Source organism: Pantoea sp. NGS-ED-1003 (genome assembly GCF_000738765.1).
Lineage (GTDB): Bacteria > Pseudomonadota > Gammaproteobacteria > Enterobacterales > Enterobacteriaceae > Pantoea > Pantoea septica.
The window spans coordinates 202,980-214,132 of sequence record NZ_JPQA01000011.1; the positions used below are offsets into that span (position 1 = coordinate 202,980).

An 11,153-nucleotide genomic window follows, 5' to 3' on the forward strand; every position below is an offset into this window, starting at 1 on the left:
ATTAATTAGGCAGAGCCATTCGCTTCGGAAATAAACTCACGACTGCTTTTAGATGATTCATTGCACGAATAAGCGCCGCTCTTTCATCAGTAGTCAGTTCACTAAATTCAGCGGCGTGCCTGTCCTTACCGATGCCAGCCAGGAAGAAAATCGCGCTCAGCGCGCGTTTGTTGTCCTGGTAATTACTGTCTGTCACATCGCGCATTTCAGAGAAAAAACGGGTCATATCTTTTTCACAGTTGCCGCCCATCAGCTGCGCGCGGATTAAGGCAACGTGATTCAGCGCCGAAACCCGTTGGCCGGCAGAAAGCTCAACCAGCATTGAATCGCCCTCGATAGCCATGCTTTACCTCTTTGCTCTTTTACCTGTACCTGCTGGCTCAGTACCGGATGCCAGCGCTTGCCGTTCTCGCCCATAATCCAGCCATGCCCGTATGACATTGACGGACTCTGACGCTTGAGGCGTGCCGCAAATGAAATCATCGTGCGCCCTCAGCTGATGCCAATCGAAGCACCCAGCCCGCTGATAGCGTCAACGGTTGAGGCTAAAGTAGGGTTAGAGTGAACGCGGTTCTGCACGGCCAGCGCGGCCAGCATCATGCAGCGGATCCCGGTATTGGCAGCTTCAAGAATGCCGCGACGACAGGTTGCCGTAATACGCTCCGGGTTCACGGCGTTAGCGGCCATATGCCCGACTTCGGCGGTTGCCTTCAGCACGTACGTCGGAAACTTCTCTTTTGCTAGCTCGTTAACCGGCACGCACGGCAGACACTGCAGCTGCGCCAGCATTCCGTCCATAATGGTGGCGTCCTCTGTCAGATCGGTAAGCAACAGCACTTCTGGAACGGTCAGCTGATGCACCTGCTCCGGGTTCAGCTTGTTGCGCAGGGTCTGCACTTTCATACCTGCCCGCTGCGCCAGCTCCGTCATGTTGTGCGTAAGCGCAAACTTGCGGCAGGCATCGTCGTAATCGGTATGTGTGGAAACACGAAAATCAAACATGATTATTCCCTTTCGTTATCCCAGTATGGGTCCGTCAAGCCTGAACTGTGATGTGATAGCCAGACGCGGCCTCTACGATTAACGCAAGCATGTTGACTTCAATCAGGCCGTTTGCGCCTTCTTTCTTTCTGATTGGTAAGCGGTTTTCTTGGTACATCTTACGAGCAGTACGCTTGCAGATGCCGGTGCGTCGGCAGTACTCATCCAGAGAGATGAAGGGCTCAGAAATCACAAAGTTGAGATTTGGTCGCATTGAAAAATCACGCTTCATAATGCAAGATTCCTTTTGGGTTTGGGATGTATCTATTTGTCACTATATGGCACAACTCACGAAACGAAATATAGGATCACAAAACGCCAATGTCAACACACAACAACACTAAACGGAATGAATCAAACCTGGTTCGTGAATCCGTGGAAAGTAACAAAGGCGGTAAAGAGGTTATTTTTCGCATTGTTGAAGCCTATGGATTCAGCAGCAGACAGGCTTTATGCAACCATTTAGGCGTTTCACAAAGCACGCTTGCTAACCGCTCAGCACGCGATACATTTCCTGCTGATTGGGTCATTATTTGTCATGTTGAGACTGGCGCATCGCTAACATGGCTTTCCACAGGCAAAGGCGTACCGTTTGAGGATGCCCCGAATTCACGAACAGTGATTTTAGAAAGAAAGAAAATCTCAAATGGGATGCTTGAGGATGCAGGAGATTACCTTTTGGATGGTGAGCATCTACAAAGTGGATTGACGTCTCCATTTATCGTAGAAGCAGATAGAAGCACCTACCTCGTAGATTCTTATGAAGGCGACATCGTAGACGGATTGTGGCTGATTGAATTTGATAAACTGGTTAGCATACGTGAGCTAGTACGCTTTCCAGGTGGCAGGGTTCGCGTCGAAAATGGCAAGGCTTCATTTGAATGCCAGGCAAATGAGATCAGAACCTTAGGCAAAGTCATTTCAAAAACTGAGTATCTCTAAGAACTATGGCTGTCAGTAAACTAGCTAATGGAAAGTGGCAGGCGCAGTTTTTCCCTAACGGGCGAGACGGTAAACGTATCCGCCGTCAGTTCGCCACAAAAGGCGAGGCGCTGTCATATGAGAAACACATTAAAGCACAAGCGCAAGATAAGCCTTGGCTTGGTGAGAAGACAGATAAAAGACGAGTATTTGATTTAGTTGAAACTTGGTACAACGCGCACGGCATAACACTATCAGACGGACAAAAGCGAAAAGATGCAATGGAGTTTGCCTGTAAAGCTATGGGTGATCCGCTTGCCACAGAGTTCAATGCGCGCGTCTTTTCAGCATACCGCGAGCAACGATTGTCAGGAAAAATTACCCGCTCAAACCGCGTTAAAACGGTAACGCCCAGAACGGTTAATCTTGAATTGGCATATTTTCGGGCTGTATTTAATGAGCTTCGCCGCTTAGATGAATGGACGGCACCTAATCCGTTAGACAATGTCAGAGAATATAAAATAGCCGAGTCAGAAATGGCCTATCTAACCAGTGAGGAAATAAGAGCATTGCTAAAAGAATGTGAGCAAAGCCGTTCTAAAGACTTGCTGGCAGTGGTGAAATTATGCCTGGCTACCGGCGCGCGCTGGGGTGAGGCTGAAACATTGAAAGGAAATCAAATACGAGCCGGTAAAGTTATTTTCATTAAAACGAAGGGTAAGAAAAACCGCGCAGTTCCGATTAGTGATGCGTTGCTGGAAGAGCTTCCATCAAGCCGGAAGGCAAAGCCTCTCTTTTCATCTTGCTATGCCGCCTTCCGCTCTGCATTAAAACGAGCAGAAATTGAAACGCCTGCGGGCCAATTAACTCACGTTTTACGCCATACCTTTGCATCACATTTTATGATGAACGGCGGAAACATTTTGGTGCTGCAACGCATCTTAGGGCATACGGATATTAAGGTAACAATGCGCTATGCCCACTTTGCTCCTGACCATCTTTCTGAGGCAATAAACCTCAACCCATTAAACGGGCTTTGATGGCAGCAAAATGGCAGCAGAGCATGTTACTATTTGTCATTAACTGCCACTATATGGCAGACTAATAAAATTAAAAATCAGTAACTTACTGTTTTTTCTGAAAACATTTTCGGACTCATAATCGCTTGGTCGCTGGTTCAAACCCAGCAGGGGCCACCAAATTTACCCAATAAAATCATATGCTTAAGCCGCTCACCGAAGCGGTTTTTTTGTATCTGGCTTTTCGAGTGGCGGTAAAGTGGCGGTGCATTTTCACCGCCACTGACGCCCCCCCAACAGATTCGCCAGGCAAACTCACCTCAAAAGGACGTTTGATAATGCGATTACATATAGCTCTGCTCAGCACTTCATTATTATTTTCTTCGGTCGTTGCGGCTCAATCATCAGACGTCACTACACTGCAAAATAAGCTAAAACCCTGGCAACCTTTGGAAGTTAATCTTAAGCAGGATCAGATCACGGTCGTGTTACCCGCCGCATCCGTCAATGATCAAACCTATAATGCAATAATCTCCAGTGGCGTATGCTCACCTATCTGGACAAAAGGCGTACCTGCTGGCTACCTCAAAAAAATCAAATTAATCAACGTCACCAATAAATTCAAAGCTAGCGGATATTCCTTTGAAAACCCGCTATCGACGTGCGATGAAATGGGTAAATTGATGGATGAGCCCGCTACGGTAGTAATGCTAGGCAATACCCACACTTACAAGGGTGGCGAATAGCACAAACAAAAAACCCCGTCAGTGCGGGGTTTTTTATCGGCATTGCATTTTAGTGCAGTAATGATGGCTGATATTCGTGCTTAGTATGCAAGGGCACGGGATTAATCTGCCCTGGCGTTACAATAATCACTGCCAGCGTTTCATGCGTTTTGAAAGAACAACTGCAGTTGATATTCTGGCACTGGTGATAGCGTTCTTTTGTCTCTTTAGAAATATAACGGCTGCTTTTAGCGTGTGCGGCGGTCTGGCAAAGCGGACAATGCATCATTGGTGGCGTCTCCCTGTAAGCTCGTAGCTTTAATACTCCAAATCCCCAAAATGAGCAACAACTTTCACTTATTGTGAATCATCTTCGTCTGATTCTGCCTGATACTCGACGTCTGACAACAGAACTTCAAAATCCAGCTGCGTGGTATAGCCGCTGCTGCTAAGGCTATGCGTTACCTTGCTGATGAGCCACGGCTGCGCATCGATCACCGACTTGAAGCCGCTGACTTTGACCGGCGTTTCCGGGTACAGGTCAGCGCGCCCCATCGCGAGCGTGAGCGAAAACTCCGCAACGCCGCGCTGCAGCTTATCCCATTTTGCCTTAGCTGCCCGCATTGCTGCTGCCTTTGTCGCGTAAACAGTCGTCAGCGTGAATACGTTGTCTTCAGTTCCCGCCAGGTAATCCCCCTCCCTGGCCTCCGGCGTTTTGGCCTCGGCCGCCTTTTTCTTCTTTGCCGCCGGGTGCTCCAGCGCACGCAGGTGCTTTATCTTCGGCTTGCGCTTTATCTTTACCTTTTTTGGCTTTGGGTCTTTGGTATGCAGCCAGCTCGCCGAGACGCCGGTATAGGCGCCACGGTCTGCGATACTGAAGCTGTGCCGGTCGCCATCCTGCCGCGTGATAGTCATCTGCGGGATGGGCTTGCCGCTGATAGTGACGCCGTTACCCGGCCGGATGAACAACAGACGCCCAGCCTTTACCGCCGCTACCGCGCCGTAAAGCGTGGCGAGGCGCGTCAGGAATTTCGCGTCGGTCTCCTGCGTCTGGTCGATGTGCGCCACGGAGATCCCGGCGAAACCGTCGGCCAGCATTGGCTTAAGCTTATTCCGCTCGGCTATCTGCGTCACGATCTCGCCCAGGGTTGTATCGTGATAGGACACTTCCCGGCGGGAATTGAGCGTGCCGCGAAAATCCGCGCTACGGGCGCGAATAGTCATGGTATCCGGCGCGCCGTGGTGCTCAACCTCATCAACGGTAAAATCACCTTTACCGAAAAGCGTTTGCCCCTTCCAGCCGAGGAACAGCTTTATTACTGCGCCGCGCACCGGCATAGCCAGCTGTCCGTCGGCGTCATCCAGCTCAATATCCAACTGGTCAGCCTCAAAGCCGCGGTTGTCGGTCAGCGTCATCGAGATAAGCCGATCCCTAATATTGGTCGTAACGTCCTTAGAGTTAACCGTCAGCATAAAATCAGGCGTAAGTCGCGCTCCGGCCTGCACTGGCAGGCTGCTTATTCCGATCATCCGAGTAGCCCTCCCGCTGAGGAAACCAGATTCCCGGCCGCCGATTTCACGCTGTCGATGGCTGACGTAAGCTGCCCTGGCAGATTACCGGCGCCACTGATAAGCCCGTCGGCCTGCTTTTTCAGGTCGCCAAACATTGACGTCAGAGACTCATCAACGCGCTTGAGGTTCAGCGTGAACATGATTTTACTGGCCGTCCCGTTAGGGAAAAACTCGCTGAAAGAGTTGGAAATGCTCTCGATCACATACATGCCGTAAATCATGCCGCTGCCGCCAATCAGCGGCCACGCCATCCCTTCGTCGGCAAGCAGGCGAATAGTCGTCAGCGACACAGCCCCGCCGGTAATCTCTGGTCGCAACTCCCCGGACAGCGTGATTTTCTCGTCGCCGGGCCCAATAAACTGCGCGGCCGGCCGCTGCCCGAATCGGCTGTTAGTCGGCCAGCGGTAATCGATATTCTGCTGCAGATCCCCGTAAGGCAGGGTCTGGCGCATAAACGGCAGCATGCCATAAATCATCATCATCGTTTAATCCTCCCAGCCCATTTTGCTGCGGTTCTGCGCCTGCCGGTTGCGCTGCTCTTTTTCCCTGTGTTGCGCCATCAGCGCCAGCGCATCGTCTTTGCTCATGCCGTCGTGCATGTTGATTTCATACTGGTAGGTATTTTGGCTGCGGTCGGTATACCCGCCCCCGGCAGACGGCGAAGGAACCGGCTTGTACGAGCCGCCGCCGTAAGCAAAGTTATACTGCTGCCCGCCGGTATCGACGCCCGCGCCGCCTGTCGCCATCGGATCCGAGGATTTTACTTTGTCTTTCAGGCCGTCGGATTTAGTGTCGATGATGCCGAGCTTTTCCAGTACCCAGTCGATACCGCTGCGTAGCTGGCTCAGCGCCTCACCGGGTATTTTCAGCGCCTGCGCCAGCATGTTGCCAAACTTCTTACCCATCTCACCGGCAGACGCCAGCTCAGACTGCGTGGATTTCACCGGCTCCAGCAGTTTACCGAACCAATCCCACAGCTCTTTGAGCTTATTGCCCACCCATTCAAAGACGGGCTTTAACGGGCTGAATGCATCCCCTATCGGCCCCATCGCGGCGCTGAACCCCTCAGCAACGCCAGCGATAAAGGCTTTGATTGGCTCCCAGTATTTCCGTACAAGAAGCGCCCCGGCCACAATTGCCGCCCCAACGGCGACTATTGGCAGCGAGATGGCGCCGAACGCTGTTGCGATGGCTCCGCCCGCAATGCTGAATGCCGTACCGAGAAAACCCGCCCCGGCAACAAGCAGGTTAACGGCCGTAATAACCGGCCAGGCAACAAGCCCGATGGCGCCCAGCGCGCCTACGATAATCATTCCAGCTGCGGCGATTTTGGCTATGCCACTTGATAGATTTGGATTGGCCTGCACCCACTTATCTATCTGCAGCAGAAAGTTTGTGGTGTCCTGCGTAAGCGTGCGCAGGCTGTTGTCCATCTGGTCAAAGATATCAGTGCCGAGCGCCTCATAAGCTGACTGCAGCTCTTTGAAATCGCCGCCGAGGTTGTCCTGCTGCACGTCAACCAGTTTTCCCGTGCTGCCGTCGGATCCCTGAAACGTCTTTGTCAGCTTATCCAGTTCACCATTGGCCGCGTTTTTCATCAGGGTGACGGCGGACGATGCCGCCTCTTCCCCGAAGATGGTTTTCAGGTATTCCGCCTGCTGCGCCGTGCCGAGTTTGTTTTTCTCAAAGGATTTCTGCAGCTCCTTCAGGATAGTGAAGAAGGGGCGCATGTTGCCTTTGCTGTCGGCGGTTTTGACGCCCAGCTCCTTGATGGCTTTGAAAGCTTCGCCGGTTGGCGCCTGTACGCGCAGCAGCATTGCGCGTACCCCCGTTCCGGCCATGCTGCCCGTTGTGCCTTCTTTTGCGAGCGCCCCGATCATGGCCGTCGTCTGCTCGACACTGACGCCAGCGTTTTTCGCAACCGGCGCGATGTAGGTCAGCGCATCGTTTAGCCCGTCAAAGTCGGCGGCGGTTTTGTTAAGCGTGGCGGAAATCACATCGCCCAGGTGGGCAACCTGACTGTTAGCCAGCCCGAAAGCGTTTTTCGTGCTCATCAGCAGCTTGGCGCTTTCTTCCATCGTGCGGTTATTGGCAAGCGACATATTCAACGTAACCGGCGTCGCCGCCTTGATGTCGTCAACGCTCCCGCCGGATTTGGCGATGATGATTTGCGCTTGCGCGGCGTCGTTCGCCGAGGCGGCGGTGTTGTCGCCGATGCTGCGCGCCTGGGTTCGCAGGGACTGGAACTCAGGCGAATTTTTATCAAGGCCGAGGGTTGCCTGCAGTGTGGAGTTTGCCAGGGCGAAGTCATAACCGGGGCGCAGCACTGTTGACGCGGCCACGGCGCCAACCGTAGCCGCTCCGACACCGGCAGCGCCCGCGTTGCGCACTCTGGCGGACAGCTCCTGCCCTTTGCGGTAGCGCTCGCTGGTCAGGTTCAGCCGCTCCTGCTGCGCGTTCAGGCGTTGCAGTTCCTGCTTCTGGCGGCTCAGGCTGACGGTAGCCTGCGCCGACGCGGTTTTAAGCCGCTGCTGCTCGCTGCTCAGGCTGCGCGTGGAAATCCCTGCGGCCGTCAGCGCCTCCCGCTGCTGCTGCACCGACAAGCGCAACGCATTGGATTTGGTCTGCAGCTCAGCGGCTGCCTGCCGGGCCTTCTCCAGCGCGCGGGCCTGCTGCGTAGTTGGCCGCTCGGCACTCTTGAACGCCAAGGCCAGTGCTGCCGCCTCGGCCTTTGCATCCTTGAGATTTTGCTGCGTGACGGCCAGCTGCGCGCTGGCTTTGCGGAAACCGTCAATTTTGCCCGCCTGCGCGTCCAGCTCCTTGATGGTTGACTGTGTCTGGCGTATGTCAGACGACAGATTTTTGGCGGCGGTTTGTACGGCTTTAAAGGGGCGCGAGGCTTTGTCTACCGCATTCAGCAGCACCTGCACCTTGAGGTTATTGCTCATCCGGGTTTGCTCCGCTGCGGATAAAGGCTTTATGCCGCCAGTCCATCAGCTCGGCCAGCGGCATGTCGTACATCTCGGAGGGTTGCCAGTGGAATATCGTGGCGATGTCGGCCATCAGGTCATTAACCGTCAGGCCGTGCGGCCAGTCTATTCGTCCGACTTCGACTGCAAAAAACCGATCACCTTGCCGCCCAGCACAATTAGGTCAACCGGATCGAGGGCGTTACACTCGCTCTTTGTCAGCGCTGGCAGGGTGATGCGCGGCAGCACGGTCAGCAGGGCGTCTACGTCCGACTGGCATAGATCAGCCAGGCGTACACCGCGCAGGCTTCCGGCCGTTGGCTTAATGACGTCAATCTGCTTGATTTCGGTTTCGCCGCGCTTCAGCGGGGTTTCCAGTACAACGGTGTTTTCGTTCTGTTCCATGTTCGCTTTCTCTGTTCACTGTAGTCAGGTAATGCCAGCGCCGGGCGCCAGCGTCAGGGTTAAACCAGGCCGAGGTTCTTGCGGCGCTGCTCCAGTCGGTCGGTGCCGTTGACCTTTTCCACCATGTTGATGGTGTCAATCTCAATCAGCTCTTTGCCGTTAAAGGTCAGCTTGTAATAGGTGTTCTTTGAGGTGACTTTGATTTCCGTGTCCTCGCCCTGCTTGGCCTCACCAAAATCAAAGGTCTGGTGTTTCCCGCGCACCTCAATCTCTACCGCGATTTCCTCGCCGGTATCGTCGCGCTGGTAGGAGCCGGTAAAGCGCAGGGGAATGTCAGAGGCGCCCCACTGCGTGAGAACCAGCTCATCCATGCCGCCGATGCTCCACTCCATATCAAGCGCGTCATCTTCCAGACCGTTATCAATAAAGGCCGCGCCGCTCATGCCGCCCGCGCGGAACGGATCGAGCTTGCGCGCCAGCTTGGGCAGCGTGACGGCAGTCACGACGCCCTGATAGCTGTTGGCGTCGTTGAAAAGGTTCATGCCCTTTAGTTTGCGTGGCAGTGCCATTTATCCAGATCCTCAACTGTTAACGGACGCGGCGAAGTTCGCCAGATAGGTGTCGGTGATGCGCTGGCGAAGGGTCAAATCTTCAAGCGGTGGGACCGGCGTATAGTCGTAGTCGATAAAGAGTTTGCCCGCCTTCAGGCTGTCTGTGTCGTTGGCGCTCTCGTCGTACCAGCAGGAGGCGCCCAGCAGATAACCGGCGCTGACCATCTCGCGGAATTTGGCGTTGATGCCTGCGATAATTTCGGTCACAAGAATCGGCGTCAGCGGCTTGTCTACCGCCCACATGTGCCCCTCTGCCATCGTGTCGGCCAGCACCTGCGCGGTGCGGGTGTAGTTCTCAAACTGGAACAGCGGGTCATCGCTGCAGGTGCGGTTGCCCCAGAAGCGGAAACCGTCTTTACGGATCAGCGTGGTGACGTCCGCCTCGTTGAGCAGGTCAGCGTCGGTGCCGGTCTGCTGCAGATCCCAGAATACCGACGCGGAGATGCCGGTCACGCCGTTAACGCCCACATTGGACAGGGTTTTATGCCAGCCCGTGTCGTTGTCGATTTTGGCGCGCAGGCCCAGCGCGCGAGCGGTCGCGTATGCGGTATCGGATTTGCTGGTCGTGGTGTTCCAGGCGAGAAAGTCCGGCCAGATCACCATGACTTCACGCTGGCTGAAATTCTGACGGTACAGGCGGGCCTCGGAAATGGTTTTGCAGCCCCATGCTGAGACATAGGCAAAGGCGCGCAGCTGCTGCGCGATGCTCGCCAGCGCGGTTGCCACTTCCAGTGAATCCAGCCCCGGCACGCCGAGAATGCGCGGCTTGACGTCAAGCTGGGTCTGCGCAGCAAGCAGCGCTTTCATGCCGGTATACTGGCCGTTTTCATCCGTGCCGCCGATGATATTGGAAATGGTTTCGGCCTCGTCGGTGCCTTCGGCCACGCGAACTACGACGGTGACGGGCTTAGACTGATCGGCGATAGCCTGTAGCGCGGCGGCGAGCGTGCCTTTCTTGCCAGCCTTGCCGACGGCGCCCTGCACGTTGGTGATCAGCACGGGCGTGTTAAGCGGGAAGGTTGCCGCGTCCGCATCCTGCGCGGTGCAGACCATGCCCACGATTGCGGTTGATACGGTGGAGATGGTGCGCGTGCCGTCGTTGACTTCGACGACGCGGACACCGTGATGATAATCTGCCATCTGTTGCACTCCTGATTAAAGGTGTGCTCAGAGTGTCAGGTCAGGCAGGGCTTCGCATTTTGTCATGGCCCGCTGGTATATCAGCAAACAGATTCACGCAGGCTGCGCTGCCGCTTCGCCGGGATATAGCGATAGAGCGTTTTTACAGATACTTCAAGAACAAGAGACACCTGCTGCAGCGTCGCCCCTTTGGCGATCATTCTTTCAGCTTTGGCTATCACTTCGCCGGTCATAATCCGGCGCCTACCTCCAATTCTTCCATGTTCTCGCGCTGCGGCCAGCCCGGCGCGGGTGCGCTCCACTATTAATTCACGCTCCATTTCTGCCAGGGCGCCCATGATGTGGAAGAAGAAACGCCCCATTGGCGTGATGGTATCAATGCTGTCGGTGAGGCTGCGAAAGTTAATTCCTCGCGCCCTCAGTTCCTCGGTCAGCATTACAAGATTCCGCATGCTACGACCGAGCCGATCCAGCTTCCACACAACCAACGTGTCGCCCGGCTGCAGGCAGCGCAGCGCTTTCTTTAGCCCCGGCCGATCTGTGCTTTTGCCGCTTTTCCTGTCCTCGAAAATCAGCTCACAATCTGCGCTCTGCAACGCTAACCGCTGTAAATCCGTATTCTGGTCATTTGTTGACACCCTGATGTAACCGATTAGCACTCTGGATTCCCCGTAAATGGCCGCAATTTTGCCAGCGCGGGCCAGTACAGGGCCAGGGCTTTGCTTCTCACAAACCTCGGTTTAGGCGAAG

General features: G+C 54.6%; 16 protein-coding genes. 3 read left to right on the forward strand and 13 right to left on the reverse strand.

The features are described from left to right. Position 1: 1 nt before the first annotated feature. Genes JS46_RS20555 through JS46_RS20565 form a run of 4 tightly spaced genes read right to left on the reverse strand, consistent with a single transcriptional unit; the run spans position 2 to position 1,273 of the window. Positions 2-343 carry a DUF5347 family protein gene (locus JS46_RS20555; RefSeq protein ID WP_033755254.1) on the reverse strand — a complete coding sequence of 114 codons (342 nt, stop codon included), beginning with the start codon at positions 341-343 and terminating at the stop codon, positions 2-4. Further along, entirely contained in the window at positions 280-483 is a 204-nt protein-coding gene (locus JS46_RS23635; protein ID WP_072010466.1) for a phage filamentation protein Fil family protein, read from the reverse strand. Before JS46_RS23635 ends, JS46_RS20555 begins: the two co-directional genes overlap by 64 nt. A 9-nt stretch (positions 484-492) precedes the next feature. Further along, entirely contained in the window at positions 493-1,002 is a 510-nt protein-coding gene (locus JS46_RS20560; RefSeq protein WP_033755256.1) for a phage regulatory CII family protein, read from the reverse strand. Positions 1,003-1,036: 34 nt separating this feature from the next. Continuing rightward, positions 1,037-1,273, reverse strand: coding sequence for a hypothetical protein (locus JS46_RS20565; protein WP_033755259.1), 237 nt, complete (start codon positions 1,271-1,273; stop codon positions 1,037-1,039). A gap of 89 nt (positions 1,274-1,362) precedes the next feature. Between JS46_RS20565 and JS46_RS20570 the strand changes: the two genes are divergently transcribed. The 3 genes from JS46_RS20570 to JS46_RS20580 all read left to right on the forward strand — a co-directional run bounded on the left by JS46_RS20570 (position 1,363) and on the right by JS46_RS20580 (position 3,727). After that, the gene (locus JS46_RS20570) at positions 1,363-1,983 is read left to right on the forward strand and encodes a phage repressor protein CI (protein WP_033755262.1); all 621 of its coding nucleotides are present in this window, start codon (positions 1,363-1,365) and stop codon (positions 1,981-1,983) included. 5 nt (positions 1,984-1,988) lie between these two features. Further along, on the forward strand, positions 1,989-3,002 hold the full coding sequence (locus JS46_RS20575; protein WP_033755265.1) for a tyrosine-type recombinase/integrase: 1,014 nt from the start codon (positions 1,989-1,991) through the stop codon (positions 3,000-3,002). Positions 3,003-3,181: 179 nt separating this feature from the next. Beyond that, positions 3,182-3,727: a hypothetical protein gene (locus JS46_RS20580; RefSeq protein WP_235213023.1), complete on the forward strand. Its 546-nt coding sequence runs from the start codon at positions 3,182-3,184 to the stop codon at positions 3,725-3,727. Positions 3,728-3,776: 49 nt separating this feature from the next. On the opposite strand, the gene JS46_RS23640 is transcribed toward JS46_RS20580, so the two are convergent. From JS46_RS23640 to JS46_RS20620, 9 genes are all read right to left on the reverse strand, one after another. Beyond that, positions 3,777-3,995 carry an ogr/Delta-like zinc finger family protein gene (locus JS46_RS23640; RefSeq protein ID WP_072010470.1) on the reverse strand — a complete coding sequence of 73 codons (219 nt, stop codon included), beginning with the start codon at positions 3,993-3,995 and terminating at the stop codon, positions 3,777-3,779. 68 nt (positions 3,996-4,063) lie between these two features. Then, a complete protein-coding gene (locus tag JS46_RS20590) occupies positions 4,064-5,236 on the reverse strand; it encodes a phage late control D family protein (RefSeq protein ID WP_033755269.1) in 1,173 nt (390 codons plus the stop codon). Continuing rightward, positions 5,233-5,760, reverse strand: a complete 528-nt coding sequence (locus JS46_RS20595; RefSeq protein WP_033755271.1) for a phage tail protein — start codon at positions 5,758-5,760, stop codon at positions 5,233-5,235. Before JS46_RS20595 ends, JS46_RS20590 begins: the two co-directional genes overlap by 4 nt. A gap of 3 nt (positions 5,761-5,763) precedes the next feature. After that, the gene (locus tag JS46_RS20600; protein ID WP_033755274.1) at positions 5,764-8,226 is read right to left on the reverse strand and encodes a phage tail tape measure protein; all 2,463 of its coding nucleotides are present in this window, start codon (positions 8,224-8,226) and stop codon (positions 5,764-5,766) included. Beyond that, complete coding sequence (locus tag JS46_RS23110; RefSeq protein ID WP_051905661.1) at positions 8,216-8,341, reverse strand: GpE family phage tail protein; 126 nt, start codon at positions 8,339-8,341, stop codon at positions 8,216-8,218. The genes JS46_RS20600 and JS46_RS23110 overlap by 11 nt, the downstream gene beginning before the upstream one ends. 32 nt (positions 8,342-8,373) lie before the next feature. Further along, the gene (locus tag JS46_RS20605; RefSeq protein ID WP_033755277.1) at positions 8,374-8,652 is read right to left on the reverse strand and encodes a phage tail assembly protein; all 279 of its coding nucleotides are present in this window, start codon (positions 8,650-8,652) and stop codon (positions 8,374-8,376) included. 59 nt (positions 8,653-8,711) lie between these two features. Continuing rightward, the gene (locus tag JS46_RS20610; protein WP_033755280.1) at positions 8,712-9,221 is read right to left on the reverse strand and encodes a phage major tail tube protein; all 510 of its coding nucleotides are present in this window, start codon (positions 9,219-9,221) and stop codon (positions 8,712-8,714) included. 12 nt (positions 9,222-9,233) lie between these two features. Next, a complete protein-coding gene (locus tag JS46_RS20615; protein ID WP_033755282.1) occupies positions 9,234-10,403 on the reverse strand; it encodes a phage tail sheath protein in 1,170 nt (389 codons plus the stop codon). A gap of 80 nt (positions 10,404-10,483) precedes the next feature. After that, entirely contained in the window at positions 10,484-11,062 is a 579-nt protein-coding gene (locus JS46_RS20620) for a recombinase family protein (RefSeq protein ID WP_033755285.1), read from the reverse strand. Between the last annotated feature and the right edge of the window lie 91 nt (positions 11,063-11,153).